Source organism: Streptomyces sp. NPDC107765 (genome assembly GCF_055657085.1).
On the sequence record NZ_JBVKBL010000001.1, the window covers coordinates 733,503 to 755,921 of the forward strand.

26 protein-coding genes are annotated in these 22,419 nt (G+C 71.4%); 15 read left to right on the forward strand and 11 right to left on the reverse strand.

Annotation, left to right across the window (positions count from 1 at the left end):
* Positions 1–36 precede the first annotated feature (36 nt).
* From ACZ7MX_RS03330 to crcB, 7 genes are all read left to right on the forward strand, one after another.
* Positions 37–714, forward strand: coding sequence for a DUF5825 family protein (locus ACZ7MX_RS03330; RefSeq protein ID WP_472128846.1), 678 nt, complete (start codon positions 37–39; stop codon positions 712–714).
* A gap of 296 nt (positions 715–1,010) precedes the next feature.
* Complete coding sequence (locus ACZ7MX_RS03335; protein ID WP_472128847.1) at positions 1,011–1,481, forward strand: hypothetical protein; 471 nt, start codon at positions 1,011–1,013, stop codon at positions 1,479–1,481.
* A gap of 142 nt (positions 1,482–1,623) precedes the next feature.
* The gene (locus tag ACZ7MX_RS03340; RefSeq protein WP_472128849.1) at positions 1,624–2,283 is read left to right on the forward strand and encodes a class F sortase; all 660 of its coding nucleotides are present in this window, start codon (positions 1,624–1,626) and stop codon (positions 2,281–2,283) included.
* 99 nt (positions 2,284–2,382) lie between these two features.
* Complete coding sequence (locus tag ACZ7MX_RS03345) at positions 2,383–2,691, forward strand: hypothetical protein (RefSeq protein WP_472128851.1); 309 nt, start codon at positions 2,383–2,385, stop codon at positions 2,689–2,691.
* A 220-nt stretch (positions 2,692–2,911) separates the two neighbouring features.
* Positions 2,912–3,376 (forward strand): fluoride efflux transporter FluC, encoded by a 465-nt coding sequence (locus ACZ7MX_RS03350; protein WP_472129291.1) that lies wholly within the window; start codon positions 2,912–2,914, stop codon positions 3,374–3,376.
* Positions 3,373–3,726: a DUF190 domain-containing protein gene (locus ACZ7MX_RS03355; protein ID WP_472128853.1), complete on the forward strand. Its 354-nt coding sequence runs from the start codon at positions 3,373–3,375 to the stop codon at positions 3,724–3,726. Before ACZ7MX_RS03350 ends, ACZ7MX_RS03355 begins: the two co-directional genes overlap by 4 nt.
* Positions 3,723–4,097, forward strand: coding sequence for a fluoride efflux transporter CrcB (gene crcB, locus ACZ7MX_RS03360; protein WP_472128855.1), 375 nt, complete (start codon positions 3,723–3,725; stop codon positions 4,095–4,097). The genes ACZ7MX_RS03355 and crcB overlap by 4 nt, the downstream gene beginning before the upstream one ends.
* A 34-nt stretch (positions 4,098–4,131) precedes the next feature.
* Here the strand turns inward: crcB and ACZ7MX_RS03365 are convergent, their stop codons facing one another.
* Entirely contained in the window at positions 4,132–4,974 is an 843-nt protein-coding gene (locus ACZ7MX_RS03365; protein ID WP_472128856.1) for a class I SAM-dependent methyltransferase, read from the reverse strand.
* Positions 4,975–5,125: 151 nt separating this feature from the next.
* Here ACZ7MX_RS03365 and ACZ7MX_RS03370 point away from each other — a divergent pair, with 151 nt between their 5' ends.
* On the forward strand, positions 5,126–5,719 hold the full coding sequence (locus ACZ7MX_RS03370) for a TetR/AcrR family transcriptional regulator (protein ID WP_472128857.1): 594 nt from the start codon (positions 5,126–5,128) through the stop codon (positions 5,717–5,719).
* Between the two features lie 17 nt (positions 5,720–5,736).
* On the opposite strand, the gene ACZ7MX_RS03375 is transcribed toward ACZ7MX_RS03370, so the two are convergent.
* The gene (locus ACZ7MX_RS03375; protein WP_472128858.1) at positions 5,737–6,498 is read right to left on the reverse strand and encodes a class I SAM-dependent methyltransferase; all 762 of its coding nucleotides are present in this window, start codon (positions 6,496–6,498) and stop codon (positions 5,737–5,739) included.
* 29 nt (positions 6,499–6,527) lie between these two features.
* A complete protein-coding gene (locus ACZ7MX_RS03380) occupies positions 6,528–7,856 on the reverse strand; it encodes an MFS transporter (protein ID WP_472128859.1) in 1,329 nt (442 codons plus the stop codon).
* Positions 7,857–7,910: 54 nt separating this feature from the next.
* Between ACZ7MX_RS03380 and ACZ7MX_RS03385 the strand changes: the two genes are divergently transcribed.
* Positions 7,911–8,657, forward strand: a complete 747-nt coding sequence (locus tag ACZ7MX_RS03385; RefSeq protein WP_472128860.1) for an AraC family transcriptional regulator — start codon at positions 7,911–7,913, stop codon at positions 8,655–8,657.
* Between the two features lie 260 nt (positions 8,658–8,917).
* A complete protein-coding gene (locus ACZ7MX_RS03390; RefSeq protein ID WP_472128862.1) occupies positions 8,918–10,021 on the forward strand; it encodes a PP2C family protein-serine/threonine phosphatase in 1,104 nt (367 codons plus the stop codon).
* Between the two features lie 40 nt (positions 10,022–10,061).
* Here ACZ7MX_RS03390 and ACZ7MX_RS03395 read toward each other — a convergent pair whose 3' ends face one another.
* Both ACZ7MX_RS03395 and ACZ7MX_RS03400 read right to left on the reverse strand, forming a co-directional pair.
* Positions 10,062–11,171 carry a hypothetical protein gene (locus tag ACZ7MX_RS03395; RefSeq protein WP_472128864.1) on the reverse strand — a complete coding sequence of 370 codons (1,110 nt, stop codon included), beginning with the start codon at positions 11,169–11,171 and terminating at the stop codon, positions 10,062–10,064.
* A 32-nt stretch (positions 11,172–11,203) separates the two neighbouring features.
* Positions 11,204–12,253, reverse strand: a complete 1,050-nt coding sequence (locus ACZ7MX_RS03400; protein ID WP_472128866.1) for a bifunctional class I SAM-dependent methyltransferase/NUDIX hydrolase — start codon at positions 12,251–12,253, stop codon at positions 11,204–11,206.
* 239 nt (positions 12,254–12,492) lie between these two features.
* On the opposite strand from ACZ7MX_RS03400, the gene ACZ7MX_RS03405 reads away from it, so the two are divergent.
* Positions 12,493–12,852 carry a chaplin gene (locus ACZ7MX_RS03405; protein WP_472128868.1) on the forward strand — a complete coding sequence of 120 codons (360 nt, stop codon included), beginning with the start codon at positions 12,493–12,495 and terminating at the stop codon, positions 12,850–12,852.
* 154 nt (positions 12,853–13,006) lie between these two features.
* Here ACZ7MX_RS03405 and ACZ7MX_RS03410 read toward each other — a convergent pair whose 3' ends face one another.
* Positions 13,007–13,834, reverse strand: coding sequence for an alpha/beta fold hydrolase (locus tag ACZ7MX_RS03410; RefSeq protein WP_472128870.1), 828 nt, complete (start codon positions 13,832–13,834; stop codon positions 13,007–13,009).
* A 51-nt stretch (positions 13,835–13,885) separates the two neighbouring features.
* Positions 13,886–14,497, reverse strand: coding sequence for a TetR/AcrR family transcriptional regulator (locus ACZ7MX_RS03415; protein ID WP_472128872.1), 612 nt, complete (start codon positions 14,495–14,497; stop codon positions 13,886–13,888).
* 287 nt (positions 14,498–14,784) lie between these two features.
* On the opposite strand from ACZ7MX_RS03415, the gene ACZ7MX_RS03420 reads away from it, so the two are divergent.
* The 3 genes from ACZ7MX_RS03420 to ACZ7MX_RS03430 all read left to right on the forward strand — a co-directional run bounded on the left by ACZ7MX_RS03420 (position 14,785) and on the right by ACZ7MX_RS03430 (position 17,967).
* Positions 14,785–15,234, forward strand: coding sequence for a GNAT family N-acetyltransferase (locus ACZ7MX_RS03420; RefSeq protein WP_472129292.1), 450 nt, complete (start codon positions 14,785–14,787; stop codon positions 15,232–15,234).
* Between the two features lie 278 nt (positions 15,235–15,512).
* On the forward strand, positions 15,513–16,565 hold the full coding sequence (locus ACZ7MX_RS03425) for a WD40 repeat domain-containing protein (protein ID WP_472128874.1): 1,053 nt from the start codon (positions 15,513–15,515) through the stop codon (positions 16,563–16,565).
* A 28-nt stretch (positions 16,566–16,593) separates the two neighbouring features.
* Entirely contained in the window at positions 16,594–17,967 is a 1,374-nt protein-coding gene (locus tag ACZ7MX_RS03430) for a WD40 repeat domain-containing protein (protein WP_472128876.1), read from the forward strand.
* Positions 17,968–18,044: 77 nt separating this feature from the next.
* Here ACZ7MX_RS03430 and ACZ7MX_RS03435 read toward each other — a convergent pair whose 3' ends face one another.
* The 4 genes from ACZ7MX_RS03435 to ACZ7MX_RS03450 all read right to left on the reverse strand — a co-directional run bounded on the left by ACZ7MX_RS03435 (position 18,045) and on the right by ACZ7MX_RS03450 (position 21,787).
* On the reverse strand, positions 18,045–19,109 hold the full coding sequence (locus ACZ7MX_RS03435; protein WP_472128878.1) for an NAD(+)/NADH kinase: 1,065 nt from the start codon (positions 19,107–19,109) through the stop codon (positions 18,045–18,047).
* A 112-nt stretch (positions 19,110–19,221) separates the two neighbouring features.
* Positions 19,222–19,749 (reverse strand): hypothetical protein, encoded by a 528-nt coding sequence (locus tag ACZ7MX_RS03440; protein ID WP_472128879.1) that lies wholly within the window; start codon positions 19,747–19,749, stop codon positions 19,222–19,224.
* 21 nt (positions 19,750–19,770) lie between these two features.
* Positions 19,771–21,009, reverse strand: a complete 1,239-nt coding sequence (locus ACZ7MX_RS03445) for a cytochrome P450 (RefSeq protein ID WP_472128880.1) — start codon at positions 21,007–21,009, stop codon at positions 19,771–19,773.
* 58 nt (positions 21,010–21,067) lie between these two features.
* Positions 21,068–21,787 (reverse strand): TetR/AcrR family transcriptional regulator, encoded by a 720-nt coding sequence (locus ACZ7MX_RS03450; RefSeq protein WP_472128882.1) that lies wholly within the window; start codon positions 21,785–21,787, stop codon positions 21,068–21,070.
* A 189-nt stretch (positions 21,788–21,976) separates the two neighbouring features.
* Here ACZ7MX_RS03450 and ACZ7MX_RS03455 point away from each other — a divergent pair, with 189 nt between their 5' ends.
* Positions 21,977–22,393, forward strand: coding sequence for a hypothetical protein (locus tag ACZ7MX_RS03455; RefSeq protein ID WP_472128883.1), 417 nt, complete (start codon positions 21,977–21,979; stop codon positions 22,391–22,393).
* Positions 22,394–22,419 lie beyond the last annotated feature (26 nt).

Below are 22,419 nucleotides of genomic sequence, written 5' to 3' on the forward strand. Positions count from 1 at the left end.
CTCCCGCCGAGCACTTCGCACTTCCCAGGAGACCGCATGACTCCCGTCCTCACCGCCACCCACCGACCGCTGACGCTGCACGCCTGGCGCGACTACGACGAGCAGGCGTGCGCCCTGCCGGGAATGAGCCTGGGCCGGCTCGACCTGACCGGCCCCGCCGACGCACAGGCCGCGCAGTTGTGGGAACTCGGCGCCCGCCGCGTGCAGTTCACCGACGAGATCGACCTGACGGCGGTGGAATCCCCTGACGCCGCCGCGCACGCCGTCCGCCGGCTGTGCCTGATCCGCGACCTCACGGCGCACGCCGTACTCGTCCACTGGCGCCTACGGCTGCCCGCCGACACCGGCGACGACGCCTGGCGTGACCTCAGCCACCTCCAGCCGCCCACGGTCCTGACCGGGCCCGACGATGCCGAGGCCGCACTGACGCAATGGCGCGACGAGCACTACCTCTGCAAGTGCCTGTGGCGGCAGGGCCCCGGTTTCGTGCAGATCCGCGACCGCCGGTGGGGCGACCTGCGCCGCTTCACCGCCGACGAGCCCGCCTACCGCGAGGCGATCGCCCGGCTGTCCTACGGCGCGCCGACGTCCGCGGTCCCGGAAGCCATCGCCGCCGACTTCCTGACCGAACGCCTGGTCAGCCGCACCGGCCCGTTGCTGTGGTGGCTGCCGTACCGGGTGAACCGCTGGATCCAGGAGGCGATGGCGATCTGACCGGCCCGCCCCGGGGTCTCGCGGGGCCATGCGGGTGACACCTGGCCGGGGCGGCAACCCACCGGTAGGGACGATCCCGCGCGGGCTCTCCCGGCTCCTCCCCACCCCGGGAATTCCCCTGCTCATCCCCGGTCCGGGGCACCGTACGCGCCGCCGCGCGGGCTCCTCGGCGGGGCCTTCGGCGCGGGCCCGGTGCGCGCTTCGGCCAACTGGCGGACGGAAGGGAGAACGCATGTCCTGAAGGTGGGAGACGCCCTCCCGCAGTCTCATCCCTCTTGGAGGAACTCATGCGTTCCATGTCCGCTCTCTGCGGTGTCGTGGTCGTCGGCGGTGCGCTGGCCCTGAGCAGCCCGGTCGTACATGCCGAGACGGCCAAGGGCTCGTGCTCCGGCGCGATGGCCACGGCCAAGAAGGCCAAGTCCATGTACGACTCCTACGACAGGGAGCTCAGGGACCTCACCAACCAGGGCGGACACCCGGACCGGTCGCAGCGCGACCACCTGGGCAGGCTCCGGATGAAGTCCGACGACGCGTCCTCCATGGCGAACCGGACCTGCGGGAAGCCCAAGAAGTCCATGCCCAAGAAGTCGATGCCCGCCAAGCCCCGCCCCAAGGTCATGCCGCACGGCAAGGTGAAGGCCGGCTCCGGGGCCATGAGTGCCACGTCGGGTCCTTCGGACCTGGCCCTGACGTCGTCCGCGGCGCTGGTCGCGGGTGCGGCCGGGGTGTGGCTGCTGCGCCGCCGGGACGACGAAGAGCTCGGCTGACCCGGATTCTCCGGTCACAGGAGCTCTGCCCCCACCGCCCGGTCGTGGCACCTGCCGCCGGGCCCCGGGGGGCAGGGCTCCGTCCCGCAGCCACCCCACCGCGCCGGTCCTCCTGGGAACGTCATCTCGTGAAAGACACCTCGTGAAACGCATCGCGCCTGCGTCCCTCCCCCGTGGCACCGCCCGCATCGTGGCCCTCCTCCTGGCCACCGCCGGCATCGCCTGCCTGGTGTGGGGATGGCACAGCCCTCGCTCCGCCCCACCGCCCCAGCCCTCGCGGGCCGAAACGCTGACCCGGCAACCGGACACCGAAGCCGGGAGCCGCCCAGGCCCCGTGCCGCTTCCGGAATCCGAACCGGTGCGCGTGCGGATCCCGCGCACCGGCGTGGACGCACCGTTGATGAGGCTCGGACTGGACCGCGACCGGCATCTCGACGTCCCGCCTCCCGACGACCGCAATCTGGCCGGCTGGTACCAGGACGGCGTGACCCCCGGTGACACGGGAACCGCCTTGATCACCGGACACGTCGACACCAAGACCGGCCCCGCGGTCTTCTACTCGCTCGGTGCGTTGAAGAAGGGCGACACCATCCGCGTGGTCCGCAAGGACCGTCGCACGGCGGTCTTCACGGTGTATGCCGTGGAGGTCTTCAGCGGCACCCACTTCCCCGACCAGAAGGTCTACGGCGCCTCGGCACACCCCGAGCTCCGCGTCCTCACCTGCGGCGGCGGTTACGACCGGACCCACCACGAATACCTCGGCAACGTCGTCGTCTTCGCCAGCCTGACCGCCATCGCCTGACCCGCCCGCGCCCTCAACGCCTCCGTTCAGTGCCCGTTGATCCTTTCCCGGCAGGATCCTCCGCACCAGGTCCCACCACCGATGCGAGGGGAGCAGCCCATGGCTGCGGTGAAGTTCTTCCATCTTGAGTGCGTCAAGCAGGAGGACTGGAACGGTAAGGACGACATCTACCTCACGATCAACGGGCACCGGGTCTACTCCGCCCGCATGGGGGAGGACGACAAGGTCACCATCAACCGGACCTTCCACTTCGAGGGCGACGTCGCCACGGTCCGCCTGTACGAGAGCGACGACATCGGTGACGACGACCTCCTCGGCGAGCAGGTCCCGCTCTCCGGCGTCGGGGAGATGAAGTTCACCGAGGACGACGCGTATTACACGCTCTCCTACGAGCTCTTCCCGCGGTAGCGGGGTCGGCCGGCCTGCCGGCCGCACGGATCCCCCGCCCAGGCCGGACGGTAAGCTGGCCTGCGGCGGTGGCCTTGTGCTCATCGTTACGGCGGTGGGGCCCGCCGTCCCCCAACCGCGGCGACGATGCCGCCAACGGTCCCTACTTGCGACCCGCATGTGGGCAATCCCACCCATGCCCAGCGAGTAGGAGACGTACGTGCCGAAGCCCCGCCCCTCGATGCTGAACGAACCCGTCGATCCTGACCTCGACCTCCGCGAGCCCGTCCGCCGCAAGACCCTCCCGGCGCGGCAGGGCCCGGTGGTGGCGGCGGTGGCGATCGGCGGGGGCGTGGGAGCGGCCGCGCGCTACGGGGCCGCTCTCCTGTGGCCCACGGCGTCCGGCGGTTTCCCCTGGACGACGCTGGTCGTCAACGCCGTCGGGTGCGCGATCATGGGTATCTTCATGGTCGTGATCACCGACGTGTGGGCAGCCCACAGGCTCGTGCGCCCGTTCTTCGGCACCGGTGTCCTCGGCGGCTTCACGACGTTCTCCACCTACGCCGTGGATCTCCAGCGCCTGCTGGCCCGGGGCGGGGCCGGCGCCGGGCTCGCGTACCTGGCGCTCACCCCCCTCGCCGCGCTGGCCGCCGTCTGGATCACGGCCACCTTGACCCGCCGCATCGTCGAGTGGAGGCAGCAGTGAGACTCACCGGCCCCGCCCTGCGCGTCACCGTCTTCATCGGGGAGAACGACACCTGGCACCATAAGCCGCTCTTCACCGAGATCGTCCACCGCGCCCATCGGGCCGGCCTGGCCGGCGCGTCCGTCTTCCGCGGCATCGAAGGCTTCGGGGCGTCGTCCCTGATCCACACCACCCGCCTGCTGTCGCTGAGCGAGGACCTCCCGGTGGCCGTCGTGATCGTCGACACCGAGGACCGGATCCGCGCCTTCCTCCCGCAACTGGACGAGCTCGTCGGTGAGGGGCTGGTCATCCTCGACGAGTGCGAGGTCATCCGTTACACGGGTCGTAGCAAGGAGGGACGGGAGCGGTGAACTGGCTGCTCGTGATAGCCGGAGCAGTGGTCGGGGCCCCGCTGCGCTACCTCACCGACCGTGCCGTGCAGGCCCGGCACGACACCCTGTTCCCCTGGGGCACGTTCACCGTGAACGTCGTCGGTTCGCTGATCCTGGGCCTGGTCACGGGAGCGACCGTGGCCGGGGCGGCCTCCTCCCAGCTGCAGTTGCTGCTCGGCACCGGCTTCTGCGGCGCCCTGACCACGTACTCCACGTTCTCGTACGAGACGCTGCGGCTGGCGGAGGACGGCGCCCGCTTCTTCGCCCTGGCCAACGTCGTGGCGAGCGTGGTGGTGGGCCTCGGCGCCGCCTTCACCGGCGCTGCGCTGGCCCGGGTCCTCTGGGGTTAGGGCATCCGGGTCGTCCCGGCCTTCACGAGCCGGATCACGGCCGAGCGGCGGTGACCAACCACGCCCCGCTGCGGAGCCGTACCGCGCCGTTCTCCTCGTGGGCGCGCAGGATGTCCGTGAGCTTCTGCCGCGCGCGGTCCTGAACCTCTGGGGAAACTTGGCTGGTCAGGTGGCGCCCCGGACCGGAGTCCAGCAGGAAGGCCGCCGCATCGTCCGCGTCACGGCCCCACCGTCCCTCCACCCGTACGCGCTCCGCGGTGACGTGCTGCCACCCGGCGGCGGACAGCACGTCCCTGGTGCGGTCCGGGTCCGCCAGGGAGAACATGCCCGGAGCTCCCGGCGCGCCGAAGTCCCCGACGGGGAGGAGGTCGCTCAGTGCAGAGATCGCCTGGAGCCACTCGTTGTCCCCGGGGTCCGCACTACAGATGAAGGCCATCCGGCCGCCGGGCCGCACCGCCCGTCCCAGGTGGGTGAAGGCGGCCACCGGATCGGCGAAGAACATCACCCCGAAGCGGCTGATGACAACGTCGAACGTCTCCGGCGTGAAGGCGTGGGCCTGCGCGTCGCCCTCTTCGAAGCGGACGTTGCCGAGCCCCTCGCGCTCGGCGGTGTCACGGGCACGCGCCAGCATCGGTCCCGACAGGTCGAGGCCCAGGGCCTGGCCACTACGGGACCGGCGCGCGGCCAGTCTCGTCGTCTGCCCGGTTCCGCAGCCGACGTCCAGGACGCGGTCACCCTCGCCGACCGCGGCGGCGGTCAGCAGCGGCTCGTTGAAGCCCCCGTTCACCGCGTCCCAACGCTCCTGGTTCTCGGCCCAGTAGGCGCCCTCGTAACCGTTCCAGGCCGCGGCCTGTTCGACGTTGACGACGCGTGACATGCGTACCTCCTGCTGCCGGGCGTGAACCGTGCACTGGCGCGGACCTGCCGTCGGATTAGTATGGGCGTGCGCCCAAACAGTATGGGCAACCGCCCATACTGGCAATCCCCTTCGGGCAGTTCGGCGTTCCGCCCACCCTCAGGAGAGGCTCATGTCACCCCGTGGAATAGCGATCCCCGACGTGCGCGACCGGCTGTTCGACGCCGCGGAACGCGTCCTGGCCGGCGCCGGCCCGTCCGCCCTGACCAGCAGGGCGATCACCACCGAGGCGGGTTGCGCCAAGGGGCTGCTGCACGCGCATTTCGCGGGACTGGACGAGTTCATCGCCGCGCTCGTCCTGGACCGCTTCGCGCGCATCGCAGGACAGGCCGGACGACTCCCCGGCCAGGCGGGCACCGCCACCGTGGCCGAGAACCTCCGGAAGGTCGCTCTCGCCCTGCTGAGGTCCGTGAACCCGACGGTCGCCGGCCTCGCCATGACCCGCCCCACCGCCTCACTGGCGGTCCGTCAGGCGCTGGCGGCGGGCGCTCCGGGTTTCGGTGCGATCCAGGACGCGATCGCGGAGTACCTGGATGCCGAGCGGCAGCTCGGGCGTCTGGCGAACGACACCGACAGCCACGCGGTCGCGCTCGCCGTCGTCGGGTCCGTCCACCACCTCCTGATGACCGGCTGGGCCGGCACACCGGACCCCCAGGAACAGGTCGAGGCGCTGGTGGCCCAACTCGTCGGCGGCGCCGGCAGCTGAGGCGCCGAAAGGGCAGTTCAGGGACGTCGGGCCAGCAGGAGGTCGACCACGTAGGTCTCCGTCACCATCTCATCGGGGAAGAGGCCGCGCAGCCGACCGCGTTCGTCCGTGAGAAAGGCCCGGTTGCGGGCTTCGCCGAGGACGAGGAACGCGGAACGACTGCCGATGTTCGCGAGGTGGGTGTCGAGGGGGACGGTACGGCTCCACCTCAGTTGGCGCCGCGCGACCTGGAGCCCCGCAAGTCCCGCGAGCCGGGTGGCCTCGCCGTCACTCAGCCGCGTCCCGGCGGGGGACGTCACCCCGCAGTGGCGCGCGATCCGCTCGCGCTGCGCCGCGATCCACGGCACGTCGAGGGCGTGGGTGTTCCACCACACCGCGAGCGCGCCACCCGGGGACAGCACGCGCAGTGCCTCCGGCACGGAGCGGTCGGTATCGGTCCACTGCCAGGCTTGGGCGTACGTGAGGAGATCGCGGGAGCCGTCGGCCAGCGGCAGCGCATTGCCGTCACCCCGGACGATCGGCACGCCGGGAAGGGCACCGCGGAACTGGGCCGCCATCCCCTCACCGGGCTCCACGCCGATCACCTCGGCACCGCGCTCGGACAACAGCGCGGTGGCCATACCCGTCCCCGCCCCGACGTCGGCGACCCGGGCCCCTGCGAGGGGGCGTCCCAGAAGCTCCTCGATGACGTCGAAGAGGGCCGGCGGGTACGAGGGGCGGCTCGTCGCGTAGGCGGCAGCGGCCTTGTCGAATGCTCGGGCGCGCGAAACGGCAGTCATCCGCCCATCATGCCGCCACCACCCTGAAGTCAGCTTCCCGCGGCCGTTGTTGGGGACGCCGTCCCGGTGGATGACGCACCAGGGATCCCCTCCGGCATCACGGGCTCGGGCAAGGTGCGCAGGAGGAGCCAGCCGAGGGCGGGCAGGGCGATGAGGGGGGTGAGGGCGGTCCGGAGGGAGGTCGCGTCGGCGAGGGCGCCGAGGAGGGGGCTGGCGATGCCGCCGATGCTGACGGTCAGGCCCAGGGTGACGCCGCTGGCCGTGCCGACGCGCCGGGGCAGGTAGTCCTGGCCGAGGGTGACGTGCAGGGAGAAGGGCACGTACAGGCCGGCCGAGGTGAGGGCGACCAGTACGTAGAGGAGCGGGCCGGGGACGAAGACGACGCCGGCCACGGCGAGGACGGTCAGCGCGTAGGACCACTGGACGACCCGGATCCGTCCGTAGTGGCCGGCGAGCTTGCCGCCGGCCACCGTGCCGACCGCGCCGCCGAGGTAGAGCACGAACAGGGCGGCGGTACCGGAGCCGTCGCCTCCACCGGTGCGCTGGCGCACGTAGAGCGAGATGAAGGCGCTCAGGCCGACGAAGACGACCGAGCGGCAGACGATGGCTCCGGACAGTTTGCCGAAGGAGGCCCAGTCGTCACGGCTGCCGACCACGTCGTCCGGACTGCCGACGACGGACTTCCGGTCACCAACTGCAGCCTCAGGCACGCCGGTTGATGTCGCCGCCGCAAGTCCCGACGCGCCGCCGCGAGCACCGGCTGCCGTCGTCGCCCCCGCATCCCGGGCCCGCAGGGCCCGGAGGGCGGCCGTGCACAGTGCGGCGCCGGCGACGGCGGGGACGGCCAGCAGCGGGGAGGCGTGCAGGCCGCCCGTGGCGATGACGGCGGAGACCATCAACGGGGCGGCGGCGAAGCCGAGGTTGCCGCCGAGGGAGAACCAGCCCATCGCGGTGTGGCTGCCGCGACTGGCATGGCGTGCGACGCGGGCCGCCTCGGGGTGGTAGGCGGCCACGCCGATGCCGGAGACGGCGACCACGGCCAGGGTGAGGGCGTAGGAGCCGACGATGCCGCTCAGGGCGACGCCGACACCGCCCACCACGGTGCTCACCGGCAGCAGCCACGGCAGGGCCCACCTGTCGGTGAGCGCCCCGAACAGCGGCTGTATCACCGATGACAACAACGAGGCGGCCAACACGATGCCGGAGGCCGCCGCGTAGGTGTAGGCGCGTTCGGAGACGAAGAACGGCACCAGTGCGGCGACCGCTCCCTGGTAGACGTCCACGCAGGCGTGGCTCAGGGCCAGGAGCGTGAGGGAAGTGCTGCGCGGCGCGGTGGTGTGGTGGTGGGTCGTGGTCACTCGTCGATCGTCGCGACACCCCCGCATGTCGCGCTTCCGATAAATTGCCAACCCATGCCGAGAATCCGCCATCTGCCGGAAGCCCCCACCCGTGTCCAGTCGCTGGCCGCCGGAGAAATCATCGACGCGCACCGCCACGACGACCACCAGATCGTCTACGCGGGCTCCGGTGTCGTGGCCGTCACCACCGACGCGGGCACCTGGTTCGCGCCCGGGACCCGCGCCCTCTGGGTGCCCGCGGGAACGGTGCACGCCCACCGCGCGCACGGCCACCTCGACCTGCACCTGGTCGGTCTGCCCGCCACCGACAACCCGCTCCGCCTGGACGCCCCCACCGTACTGACCGTCAGCCCGCTGCTCCGCGAACTGATCCGCGCCTACACCACCGCCCCCGACGACAACGGCCCCGAACGCCGCCGCCTGCGCGCCGTCCTGCGCGACCAGTTGCGGGCCTCGCCACAGCAGCCCGTGCACCTGCCCTCCCCCACCGACCCGCGACTGACGGCCGTCTGCGCGCTGCTCCACGACAACCCCGCGGAACCGCGCAGCCTGGCCGCCCTCGCCACCGCGACGGGCACCGGCGAACGCACTCTCAGCCGCCTCTTCCGCGCGGAGCTCGGCATGACCTTTCCGCAATGGCGCACCCAGTCCCGCCTCTACCACGCACTGCGGATGCTGGCCGACGACACCCCGGTCACCACCGTCGCCCACCGCTGCGGCTGGTCCTCCACCAGCGCCTTCATCGACGTCTTCCGCCGCTCCTTCGGATACACGCCGGGTACCCACAACCGTCGCTCCTGAGGCCCGCCGGCTGCGGTGGAGCGCCGTGCGCCACCCGGCCGTCGGCCGTCGAGTGTCGGCCGGTGCCCCGGGCCTGCCGCCCGGCATCACCGAGAGTGACGCGCGGCCGGCCGGCCTCGATGCGCGGCCGGAAAGGCGGACGCGGCCGTCCCGCGGCGCACTCGTCCGTCGGGCGCTCAGGGTGCAGAGTGGAAGGCGTGGGCCTCCGGCGGCGCTTTGGCGATCTGCGGCAGCCGTGGCAAGCCAGTCATGCGCTGGTCATGATTCCGCTTGTGCTCATCGCGGTGATCACCGTCGTCGACATCGTGGTCCCCGCCGATGTCCATCTGGGGCCGCTGCTCGTCGTCGCTCCCGCGCTCACCGCCTCGTTCGCCGGCCCCTGGCTCACCGGGTTCGTCGGCTTCCTGGCCGTGCTGGCCCAGGCGTACATCGGGCTGCACTTCGGCGTGCTCTTCACGGAACGCAATGTGATGGTGCAGGTGCTCGCCCTGGCCGCGCTGTCGGCCCTGATCGTGTTCTTCTGCGTGGTGCGCGAACGACGCCGGCAGGAACTGGCGAAGGTACGGTCGGTGGCCGAGGCCGCCCAGAAGGCGCTGCTCCGTCCGCTCCCCCACCGCATCGGCCCGTTGCACATCGCCTCGTTCTATCTGGCCGCCGAGCAGGAGGCGGAGATCGGCGGTGATCTGTACACCGCGACCCGTACCGCCGGCGGAACCCGGCTGATCATCGGTGACGTACGGGGAAAGGGCCTGGCCGCCATCGGCGAGTCCGCCCTGCTGCTCGGCGCCTTTCGCGAGACGGCCCACCAGAACCTGACGCTGCCCGCCCTCGCCGCCGCACTCGACCGCAGCGTCTGCCGCTATCTGACCGACTTCATCGAATCGGACCGCGACATCCCCGAGCACTTCATCACCGCGCTGCTGCTGGAGATCCCCGACGAGGGCCCCGCGACCCGGATGACCGACTGCGGGCACCCTCCGCCCCTGCTCCTGAGCCAGGGGCACGTCAGCCCCGTCCCGAGCCCCCACCCCGCTCCGCCACTGGGCATGGGCGGAATGGGGGCGGGCAGCTACCCCATGGACGAGATCACCTTCGAGTTCGGTGACACGCTGCTGCTGTACACCGACGGCGTCACCGAGGCCCGGGACCGGCACGGCACCTTCTACCCCCTCGCCCAGCGCGTCGCCCGCTGGCCCAGGTGCGATCCCGAGGCACTCCTGCACCACATCCGCCGCGACCTCCTCGCCCACTGCAGCGGACACCTCGGTGACGACGCGGCCCTCATCGCCATCCAGCGCACGCCCGTCCCCGGGCCCCGCCACCGCGTGGGAATCTTCAGCCGGACCGACGGCTCCCGCTGGTGAGTCGGTGAACCGGTGAGCCGGTGAACCGGGGCGGTGGGGATCAGACGGTGGCCAGCCCCAGACCGTAGAACCGCACCGTGTACGGACGGAGGTCCTCGCCCTCGCCGCCGATCAGCAGGTCGTGCGGGGACGCCACGCCTTCCGCACGTGCCGTCGCCACGACCATCTCCGCCAGTGCCCGGCCCCGCGGCTCCCCTGGGCCGCCCGCGTCGAAGCGCCACCTCGGGTCGTGGTCGTCCTGCCAGGTGTCCCGGCTCCTGGGGTGCTCGGCAACGGTGCCCCAGCCGAACGATGCCGGGTCGATATCGCGTTCCGCATAGGAGGCCAGCATCAGGCGGTGGTCGGCGTCGATGTCGAACAGGATCGGTGCGGAGCCGCCGACCCGGCCGTAGACCGGGATGACCCGGGCGATGCCGAGTGCGGCGAACTCGGCGGGCAGGGTGGTGAAGAAGGCCGCCAGCGCGTCGGTCAGCGTTTCCCAACTCCGTACCGACCAGCGGCCGGGCAGGCTCAGACCGGTGTTGGCGGGTCCCGGCCGGCTGCCGAAGTAGCCGCTGATCGCGTGCTCTTCGCCGTGGCCGAGGCTCCACAGCCAGTTCTCGACGGGGGCGGTGGGCGCGAGGACGAGCTCCGGCCCGCGGCTGCCCGCCCGCAGTTCCAGGGTGTCCCGCCTCCCGCGCCACCGCAGGAACGGCGCACCCCAGGCCGGCGTGGTGGCGTAGTACGGACCCGTGGACCCGTACGAGCCGATGGCCGACGGCTCGCCGAGCACGTCGTCGAGTTCGTCCTTCGCGGCACGGAACATCTCCGCCTGCCACACGGGGTCGGGCTCGGGTGCGGTGGCGGTTGCGGGGCCGGCTTGAGGCGCGGTCGTCGTTACGCTCGCCACGAGTTCGAGATAAGTCTCCTTCTCGACATACCGCTCCTCGGCCGGCCCGACGGGCCGCAACCTCAGGTCACCCGCCTTCGCCTCGCGGGTCCCGGCGTCGCCCGTCGACGCCTGGCCCACGACCTCGTCCCAACGCCGTCCCAGACCCTCGACGAGGGCGCGGGCGCCGTCCTCGGTCCAGCCTCCGGTCTCGGCCGCGCGGAGACGAAGGGCGAGTTCGGCCAGCGGTTCGCCGGCATGGGTGAGGTGTCGATCCGTCATACGCCGATTCTGTCGTACGCCCGGAGCGCCGACTAAGCCACGGGGTGGCGGTGCACGGGCGGCAGGTCGGGCAGGAGACCGGGCCAGACCGTGTCCAGCACCTGCGCACTCGGCGTGAACAGCCCGGACGCCAGGGCCGGCAGGTCGTTGATCTCGTGCCACTCCCAGCGGCGGATCAGATGGGGTTCCCGTACGACCGGCTCGCCGGTGAAGGCGGTGACCCGCACGGCGGCGGTCAGCCGCGGGATGCCGTGGGTGGAGTCCATCAGGATCGCCAACAGCCGTGCGTCGCCGAGCCCCGCCCGCAGCCCGGTCTCCTCCGCCAACTCCCGGACGGCGGCCTCGGTGAACGACTCGTCCGCGTCGTTCTTCCCGCCCGGAAGCTCCCAGCCCCCTCGGACGGAGTGCCCGAGGAGCACGCGGCCGGCCGCGTCCGTGACCACCACGCCGGCTCCCGACAGCGCGTGCGGGGACGGGCGCCCCTTGTTGCCGTACGCCACCGGCCAGGAAACCGGAGTACGCAGCACGAGGACGGCGAGCCCTTCGACGTCCCGGCGTTCGACGGTGCGCCAGCCGGCGGTCAGCAGCGCGATCTCCGCCTCATCGAGGGCGGTCTCGCGCCTGTCGTCGGGTACGGAATCGGCGAGGGGCGTGATGACGACAAGGGCACCACCGGGACGCAGGCGTTCGCGCAGCCGATTCAGGACGCGGGTGCGGTCCCGGACGAACGCCAGGGACAGGCGCAGGGTGATGAGGTCGTACCCGCTGCGCAGCCCGTCCAGCGCGTCGCTCTCGATGTCGCACCGGACGAAGCGCACGCCCGTCCCCGCTCGTACGGGCGGCTGGGCCGCGGCGAGCCGGAGGGCCGCCGGGGCGTGGTCGATCGCGTCAACCTCATAGCCGTCGGCCGCCAGGTGGCGGGCCAGCTCCCCGGGCCCGCACCCCACGTCCAGTGCCCGACCGCCACCGTCCGGTGCCGGCACGAGGGCGTGGAGCAGAGCCCGTTCCACGTCACCGAGGGGGCGGAAGGACTTCCCGTCGCCGTAGTGCGCATCCCCTTCGTGCTGTGCGGTGTATCCCACAACGCCTCCCACCTTCCGGCCGCCGTCGGCCCTTCCTCGATCCGTTGTCGCCAGTCTTCACCTCAGCACGTCTGAGTGAACGTCCCCTGGAAACATCGGTATCGCCCTCACCGCCCCGTGCGCATTCCCGCCACGAATGGGTGAAAAGTGCTCCACCGGCCTCACTTTGCGCACGTGTATGCCGAAAGGGGAGAACAGGAAGCGGCAAAGGGTCGCTTGCATTAATCGGAAGGTTCGGTATGTCACGGATCACGCGGATGACCGCTCTGGCTGCTCTCGCGGCAGGCACCGCTGTGTGCGGTACATCGGCTGCATTCGCCGACAGCAACGCGGTCGGCGGCGCTGTTGGTTCCCCGGGGGTGGTGTCGGGCAACCTCATCCAGGTCCCGATCCACATTCCGATCAACGTCTGTGGCAACACCGTCGACATTGTGGGCCTGTTGAACCCGGCCTTCGGCAACAACTGCCTCAACAGTTCGGAGCGGGCGCTGATCATCCACCGCGTCGTGAAGCACGATCACCACCACGACTTCAAGGGGAAGCACAAGAAGGGCCACCACGGCAAGAGCGGCTCCAAGCACCACAGCCACAGCAAGTAACCGGCGCCACCGCGACCGGGCCCGGGCCGTCCCCCTCCGATAGCCCTTCCACTCTTCCCGGCGGGATCGGCCCGCCTTCGGGCGGCGTTCCGTGGCCGCACCATGCAGGGCATGGTGCGGCCCGGTGCTTTTCCGGAGCGTATCGGGTGTTCTTTCAGAGCACGGCCAGGAGTTGCCGGGCGAACTCCTTCGGGTGCTCGGTGCAGCCGACGTGCCCGCCGGGGAATTCCACGGCCTTTCCGCCGATCAGTTCGGCGAGCCGGGTGGCCGGCCCGTACAGCGCCTCCTGCGCACGCGAATCCCGGCCGACCGCCGGCACCAGGCGGGCGGCGGCGCGCTGCAGTGCGGCGACGTCGGGCACAGAGCCCGAGAACGGACACAGGACGTGCTCCAGGAAGACCGGCAGGTTGGCGTGCATCCGCGGCGCCATCTCCTGGATCTCCGGCGGTAGTTCGGTCACCGATTCCCGGTCCTCCGGCCGGCCTCCCAGCCCTTCGCTGAAGCGCGCCATCGCGGCGGCGACGCCCTGGGTGCGGAACGTCTCGCGTACCTCGGCGAACAGCGCCCGGTGCGGGGCGGGGTCCGGGAGGAGCTCCAGCAGCGGCGGTTCGTGGGCGACGACCCGGTGGAGCCGCTCGGGGTGCCGAGCGAGCAGGTCGAGGGCGACGATGGCCCCTGAACTGCTGCCGAGGACGGACGCCTCCTCGTTCGGCGAGAGCAGTTCCAGCAGCCGGTGGGCGTCGTCGCTCCAGACCTCGACCCGTTGGTCGGTGAGCGGACCGTGGAGGCGACTGCGGGACAGACCGCGCGGGTCGTAGGAGACCACGGTGTAGCGGGTGGCCAGATCGTCGGTCATGGCCGCGTACAGTCCGGCGTCCGCGGCGCCGCCGGGTATCAGCAGCAGCACCGGGCCGCGGCCGCGCCGTTCGTAATGGAGAGTGGCACCGGGCACGTCGAGGGTGCCGGTGGTGGGCTCGTTCATCGTCGTTCCCCCTCGGGATCGATCGGGCCAGGTCGGGCCGGATCAGGCAGGTCAGGTCCGGTCGGGTCGGGTCGATTCGGGTTGGGTCGATTCGGGTTGGGTCGGCCAGTTCTCCAGGAGCACATGCAGTGCGTCGAGGGAGCGGGACCAGGACTCCTGGACGGCGCGCGGGTGGCCGAAGCCGCCGCTCAACTCCAGGTGGATGTAGCCGTGGAAGGTGCTGCGCAGCAGGCGGCCGGCGTCGGTCAGGTCCGGCTCGGTGAGGTCGTAGGCGCGCAGCATGCCGTAGGTGAGCTCGACGCTGCGGCGCAATCCTGTGGAGTCGCCGACCTCGTCGGGATCGAGCTGTATCTGGGTCGCCGCGTAACGTCCGGGGTGTTCCAGCGCGTAGCTCCGGTAGGCGTTGGCGAAGGCGACGAGCGCGGCCTTGCCGGAGCGGCCCGCCACCGCCGCGGCGATCCGGTCCGTCATCTCCTCGGACGCCAGCAGGGCCACCCGGACGCACAGGTCGCGCCGGTTCTTGATGTGCGAGTACAGGCTGGCGTCCTTGACGCCGAAGTGCCGCGCGAGCGCGGACACCGTGACCTTGTCCATTCCGACCTCGTCGGCCAGCTCCGCGGCCGCCCGCGTCAGCCTGGCGGCATTGACCCCCGCGCGCACCATGCAGCCTCCAATTTCCGTTCCCAGCCCAGGCCTTGAAACCCGGTCGGTTTCCGTCAGGTCGTGATGCGGTCAGGCCGTTCGCGTTTCCTAGGGCCTCTAGGTGGAAAGCTAGCATGGTTAGGGAGGCTGCTGCGGACGATATTCGGCGCGGCCTCGCGGTGGCGGGTTGACATACTCCGGCCATGGGGACGAGGGCGAGGACGGACGAGATACGGCCAGGTCGGGCGGGGCGGTCGAGCCCGGTGCCGGGACCGGCGAACGCGTCGGGCCGTCCGAGGGAGTGGGCGCTGCGTTCCGCCCGGCCGGCGGACGTCGAGGTCATCGCGGAGCTGCGGGCAACGGTGATGCGCCCGGACCTGGAGCGGCTGGGGCGGTTCGACGAGCACCGGGTCCGGCAGCGACTGCGGGACTCCTTTTCCTCGCGGTACACGTCGGTCATCGTGGCCGATGACGCCTTCGCGGGCTGCGTCACGGTGCGCCCGGCCGAGGACGGGCGCTGGCTGGAGCATTTCTATCTCGCGCCGGGCCTGCAGGGACGGGGGCTCGGATCGGCTGTGCTGCGGGCCCTGTTGGAGCGGACCGATGCCGACGGCGTGCCCGTCCACCTGCACGTCCTGCAAGGCAGCGCCGCCCGGCGGCTGTACGAGCGTCACGGGTTCACCATGGAGGCCCAGGACCCGATCGACGTCCATATGGTGCGACGACCGGGTGCGGGCACGGGCGCCCTCGGGACGTGAGGAGAAGAGAAGTGCGGGTCCTGGAGCTGGTGCTCTGGAGGCCCGCCGCGAGGACGTCCCGGGCGGGGGCCGAGGTGGTGACCGTTGGGGTTGAGCCGGTAACGGGCGCTGTATCCATGCCTGTTGGGCAGGAACCGGGCGCCGTCCGGCAGGGCACCTGGTTCCGTTCCTGAGGGCCAGTCCACTTCACGACGGGATTCCGTGACGGCCTGAGATTGTCAGTGGTGATCTCTATACTTTCGGCGACTTGTTGATCAATACGGCCGATCGGAGATGCCATGTCGGTCCGACGGCTCGCTGCGCCCGAAGACCTGGAGACGCCGCACCCCCTCCCCGCGCGTTCGCCCGTCCCCCAGCGGATCACCGCGGTCGCGGTCACCACGGACCTGAGCCGGACGGCGATCGCGACGGCCGCGCCGTGGTTCCGCGCGTTCAGCGAGGTGCTGGTGCTGACGGACGGGGCCGTGACCCGGCTGGCCGTGCCCGATCGGCGACGTGTCCAGGATCTCCTCTTCGACCCCGATGGATCGGCGCTGACCGCCATGGTCAGCGGCAACTCCATCCACCGCTGGGCGCTCGACGGCACCGGCGAGCGGTGGCCGCTGGGCATGCCCGGGAGCGGTGGATCGCACGACCTGCCGCTCGCCCAAGTCGCATTCGGAGGACGGTGGTTCGCCACCGCCAACGCGTTCACCCAGAACGTCGTCGTGTGGGACGCGCAGACCTGCAGCGTCCGCCATGACATCCACGAAACGTTCAAGGACCTCGCGTACGACGACCGGGTGGTGGGCGAGGGAACCGTCGCCCTGAGTGCCGATGGCTCCCGCCTGGCCTTCAGCCGCGCTCGCCGCTCGTTCGTGACGGAGGACGAGGGTGTCGTCGTCCAGGAGATCGGCAGCGGACAGGAAATCGGTAGCGGCCAGGGAATCGGCAGCGGGGCGTACGCCGAGCACCGGACCGGCATCCCGTGGGCGAACGGCCTGGCGTTCCGTCCGGACGGTGCCGCGCTCGCCGTCGTCGGCGCCCGCCCAAATCAAACGGTGGCCACGGTCGTCGACCTGAACGACCCGGCCGACGACCCGGATCCGCTCGTCCTGCCGACCGATCAACGCGTCGACCGGGTCAATCTGCGGCCCGTATGGTGCGGCGCCGAACCGCGCGTACCGATCGTGGACCGGAACCGCGTCACCGTCTGGGACCTTGCCGGCGGCTCCCCCCTCCTCGCGGTGGACGTTCCCGGCCCGCGGATCGCCGCCACGCTCACGCCCGACGGCCGGCACCTGGTGATCGCTTCGCCCGACGACGGTGTGCACGCCCACCCCCTTCCCTGACCTCCGCACCACGTAGGACGCCGTTGCGATGAGCTCCCTTGACGAACTGCTGAAGGCGCGCCCGACCAAGCAGGTCTGGCACGAAGTCTGCCTGCGCCTGGCCGAGTTGGACGAGGAGGGACTGGCCGCCGTCGGGCCGCGGGTGCTGGCCTGGCCCGCGCAGCAGCGCCCGATGCCCGACGACTGGTGGGCCCGGTGGACGGCGGGCGACGTGCGTCCGTACCACTCCCTCGCCGGCGTGCGCCACCTCGGACGCCTTGGTGTTGCGGAGGGCGAGGGTGAGGTGGGCGAGGACGCGGAGGAGGCCGAGGAGACGGGGCTCGGCGAGGCGTACTTCTACCACGGGGCGACCGCGGTGGCGGTGCCCTCCGACCTGTCCTGGGTGGCGTTGGGCGCGGCGGCCGAGTGGCACCACAACGGCGGCGACATCGTCCGCTGGGACACCGTGGAGAAGGACCGGCTGACCTGGTTCCTCCACGGAGCCGACTATCACGACGAGCCCCACGACATGCAGGTCAGCCCGGACGGTCGGACAGTGGTGACGTCCGTCGAAGGCCGCCTGCACGCCTGGTCCGCCGCGACCGGGGAGCAGTTGTGGGCCCTTCCGGTGTCCTCCGGGCCCTCCGACCGGAACGACGAGGATGAGGAGGACGAGGAGGACTTCGCTGATGAGGAGGGGGACGAGGACGAGTACGAGGATGAGGACGACTTCGAGGACGAGGTGAGCCTCGGCATGGATGACCCCGTCCGGATCGGTTTCAGTGGCGACGGCAGTCGGGTGGCCACCGGTACCTGCGTGTCGGGCCGGGTCGCCGTTATGGAGGCGGATACCGGCCGGGTGGTGCTCACCGTCCCGGCCGAGGAGGAGGCGTTCGGACCCGTCGCACTGGACACCAGCGGCCGGCTGCTGGCGCACACGTCGCCGGAAGGCCGTGTGGTGGTCCGCGAGGTCGACAGCGGCGCCGTACTGGCCACCGCCCCGACCCGGCTCAGGCAGCTGCACGCCCTCGCCATCTCCCCAGAGGGCACCGCCGTGTTCGCGGTGGGGGCTGTGGCCGACGACTCCACACCCGCCGCCCAGTTGATGAGCCTGGATCCCGCTCCCACGGTCGGCGAGTTGATCCGGCCGACGGACTTCCCGGTCAAGATCGGCAGACATTCGGCCCTCGCCGGTTCCGGCACCCGCGCCGTGTGGACCGACCGCGGTCCGTGCGCCTTCGTTCGGACCGGCAACGGCTCGGTGCTCTTCGACTCGACCGCGCGGACGCTCTGGGCGGACCCGAACCAGCAGACCATGTCCTTCACACCCGACGGGCACGCGATGGTGACCGTCAACGAGGCCATCGAGGTCTGGTTCCTCGCGGGCCTGGCCACCCCCGAGCCGCCCGCCGCCATCGGCTGACGCCAGGCGGGCCGGGTCACGGAGCCGTCGGGGCCGGTGGGCAGGTCGGCAGGTCGGCAGCTCTGCGGAGCCGCAGATCAGTCGACGTCCGCGGGCAGGGGTGGCAGGCGCAGGTGGGCGAGGTCATCGGGGGCCGGAGTGGTGTGCGGCCACATGGGGGTGACGTCGGCGTCGACGGCTGCGGGGGCATCGGTCAGGCGCATCCGCTCGCGCAGCCTCCCGTAGAAGTCGGTGGGCCCCAGCCGCGCGACGCGCAGGCGCCGGGGAGCCGCGTAGACACCGATCCAGTCCCCCGGATCCAGCACACCGCGCAACTGTCCGTCGACACTCACCGCCGCGCGGCCGGAGTGCCTCAGGACGCGGAGGGCGACGGCTTCGTCGGGGGCGGCGACCACCGAGCGGTTGAAGGTCATGTGCGGGGCGACGGGGGTGAAGATGATCGCATCCGCCCGGGGGGAGAGGACGGGGCCGCCGGCGGCGAAACTGTAGGCGGTGGATCCGGTGGGCGTGGCGACCAGGACGGCGTCGGCGGAGTAAGAGGCGAGCAGTCGGCCCGCGAGGTACACGCCGAGGGCGACCTGCCGGTCGCGTGCCAGTTTCTCCAGCACGATGTCGTTGAGGGCCGTCACGTTCAGGGCCACCCCCCAGTCCAGGGCGACGGCACACTCGGGGCGCACCGGTGGAGGCGGCAGCGCGGGGCCCCGCCCGTAGCGCAGGAGCGTCTCCATTCCGTCGGGGAGTTCCAGCGGGCAGGACGCCCGCATCGTCAGCATGAGGCGGGTCTCGACGTCGGCCTGGCCGCGGTGGATGGTGTCCAGCGCGCATTCGACGTCGTCGGCCGGAACCTCGGTCAGGAAGCCGAGGGTGCCCAGGTCCACGCCGAGGACGAGCGCGTCGTTCTGGGCGGCCAGGCGGGCTCCGCGCAGGAAGGTGCCGTCTCCGCCTAGCGTGACGACCAGATCGGGGCAGCCGGCAGCGTCGACCTCCTCCCCCGCATCCCGCCGTTGTTCGCCCTCACCCCACACATCGATGGCGACGCAGCCGACCTCCTGACGCGCACACCATCGTCGGACGACATCGGCGGCCGCCACGGCGCCCGGACGACCCCCGTGGACGACGACTCCCACCCGTTGCACGCTCACCCAGCGTCCTTTCCCTCCGGGTGCCCCTGTTCGGCTGCGCGTGACCATGGAGGCACTGCCGAACACCGACCACCACCCATGGATCGATAACGTCACATTTCACGCCTTTTGTCTACCTTCTCGGGCATGGGAGGGCGTCCGGCGCACGTATCAGCAGGAAGCGGTGGAGGAGAGGTCCGAGGATGCCGACGACGGCGGCCAGTCCGACGGCGACGGCGCGGTCGGGGTGGGCGAGCGAGTCGTCCAGCAGCCGGACGGCGGCGAGCGCGAGCGCCAGCAGGGCGATTTTGGCGACGGCCAGCCGGACGAACGACAGAGGGGGCCGGTGGTGCGGGGGCCGGTCCCGCGGCGGCTGTGGTGGCACGGGCCGGTGATCTGTACGTCGGGCCGCGCGGCGTCGGCGGGCCAGGTGCAACAGCGGGGCGGCGACGAACAGGAGGACCAGCAGCTTCGCGGCGTGCTCCCGGGGCGGCGTTCCCTCGTTCAGCGCCCAGGCGACGCCTATGACGAGTCCGGCGGTGAGATAGGCCGGGTAGGGCTTGGTCGGATGCCCCCTCTTACGAGGGTCCGTGGCTCGCGCAGGGGATCGCGGAGCGCTGCTGAGGGGGCCGGGCGGAGGGTGACGCGTGGGGGTGGGCATGGCTGCCTCCTGGAGGGGGCGTCAGCCGAGTGAGAGGGGAAGGTGGCGCAGGCCGCGGAGGGTGATGTGGTCCTTCCATTCGGGCTCGCCGGCCAGCCGGGCCTGTGGGGCGCGCTGGAGCAGCGCCCGCAGAGCGATCCGCGTTTCGAGGCGGGCGAGCGGAGCACCGAGGCAGAAGTGGATGCCCTGACCGAACGCGAGGTGCCGTACGGGCGCGCGGCCGATGTCCAGCCGCTCGGGGTCCTCGTACGCCGCGGGGTCACGGTTCGCCGCGCCGATGAGCAGCAGCAGTGTGGTGCCCTCCGGGACCGGGACCCCGGCGACCTCGGCGTCCTGCAGGGCGAAACGGACGGTGAGCTGGACCGGCGAGTCGTAGCGCAGCAGCTCCTCGACCGCGTTGTCGATCAGGTCCGGGTCACTGCGCAGCCGCTCCAGTTGGTCGGGGTGGCGGAGCAGGGCGAGAGTGCCGTTGCCGATCAGGTTGACGGTGGTTTCGTGACCGGCGATCAGCAACAGCGTGCAGGTGGCCAGCAGTTCGTTCTCGGTGAGGGTGTCGCCGCCGTCGTGCACGCCGACCAGCGCCGAGAGGAGGTCGTCACCCGGTGCGCGACGACGCTTGACGACGAGTTCGCGCAGGTAGTCGGTGAACTCCCGGCGGGCCTGCGCCTCCTCTTCGGCGGCGCCGGGCGGGAGGAGGAAGTCGGGGACGAGGGCACGCGCCACCGCGTGCGACCACCTCAGCATCCGGGGGCGGTCGGCATCGGGCACGCCGAGCAGTTCGCTGATCACCGCTACGGGCAGGGGCGTGGCCAGTCCCTCGATGAGGTCGACCGGCCCCGGCGCGCTCTCCATGGCGGTGAACAACTCGGCGGTGAGCTCCTCGATCCGCGGCGCCAGAAGCTCCACGCGTCGCCTGGTGAACGCCTGGGAGACCAGCGAGCGCAGCCGTGTGTGGCTGGGCGGATTCAGTCCCAGGAAGCCGCGCACGGGGCGGCCGTCGTCATCGACCAGGACTTGGAGGGACGGGCGGGCCCGTCCGGTGAAGCGGGGGTCGTCGGTGTCCGCGTGCCCGAACCGTCCGTCGCGCAGGACCGCGGCGCAGTCCTCGTACCGGGTGAGCACCCACAGCTGCTCGGCTGGCCGCGCGAGCGGCGCCTGCGCGCGCCAGCGGGAGTAGAGCGGGTAGGGGTCGGCCCGATGACGCGGGTCGAGCAGGTCCTGCAACGACGGCAGTGCGGCCGTGGCGTCGACGTGGGTCATCGGTTCTCCTCGTCGTCCTCGGGCCGGTCAGCGGGGGGGGCGGGCCGGCGGCCGGTGTCTATGCGGGCGCGGCGTCGTTCGTGGGGGCGGCGTCGTTCGTGGGGGCGGCGTCGTTCGTGGGGGCGGCCGTGGCGGCGCCCGTGGTGCCGGTGGCCGCGATGCCGGCGAACAGCCACCGCATCGCCTGGCCCAGCAGCTCGTCCGGCACGCTGGCGGAGTCGATCCGGCGCTGGCGCAGCAGTCCCTGGAAGAGCGCCATGGCGATGGTGGCCACCGCATCGGCGGAGACGGTCTCGGGGGCCCCGATGTGGCGCAGCGCTTCAGCCATGAGGCTCGCCAACTCGGCCCGGGGCCCGCGCAGTTCCTCCGCAAGGGTTTCCAACAGCGGCGGATTGCGCACCGCGTAGAGCCAGAACTCGGCCTGGAGCGGAGCAAAGTCGGGGTCCTTGTCGGCGGCGTTCGCCAGCAGCCGGCCGAGTGCCGGGACCGGATCATCGCCGTGCTGTGCCTCGGCCACGATCTCGGTCGCCCGGGACACCTGCTGGCTGGCACGCTCCTTCAGCAGCTCGACGAAGAGCCGCTCCTTGCTGCCGAAATTGGAATAGACCGCGCCGATGGAGAAGCCCGCCGCCTCGGCGATCTCCTCCACGGAAGCCGCGGCGAACCCCTTGCGCGCGTACGTGCGCGCCGCGGCGTCCAGCAGCAGCTGCCTGGTGCGGGCCTTGGCCTCCGCCCTGGTCGGCCGGCGCTTCGGTGTGTGGTCGGCATCCGCGCTCATACCCTCCACACTACGAATAGCCACCGCTATGTCAATAGCGGACAGTATCCAGAGCGGGCGCAGTGTCGGGAGCGGGCCCCGACCGAGGACCGGCCGACGGTCCGACTGGCGGACCGGATCCATCGGGCGTTCCATGAAAATGACTGGACGGACTGGGCGGACTGAGCGGACTGGTCGAGGGAGAGAATCATGTTCGTGCCGACTGACAAGGTGGGACTCTTCCCGGTAGAGATGAAGATCGAGGACAACGACGGAAGCCCCCAAGTACGGTTCGCGTTCCAGAAGTTCACGGATTCGGGGGTCCCGGGCTTGGGCAGCACCTTCGCCGCGGCTTTCAACTTCTTCAGTTCGGATGTCACCGGCATCTCAACTTCCAACGATAGCCAGCGGTTGGACGCCGGAATCCTGGAGAGTTCGGACTTCCCCATTCCCGCACAGGAGCCCGATGCCAATCTGAGGACGTTCTCGGAGGCCGAACCCACCTCGGCTCTGGACGTCCAGCGCGTGAAACTGTTCCTGGGTGGGTTTCTGATGGGAACGTGGAGCGTGCAGTTCGAGACGCCGATCCATGTGTTCAACCTGGACGGCAGATGGGCCCAGGTCTGATGCCGTCGGGCCACGGTGTGGCTCGG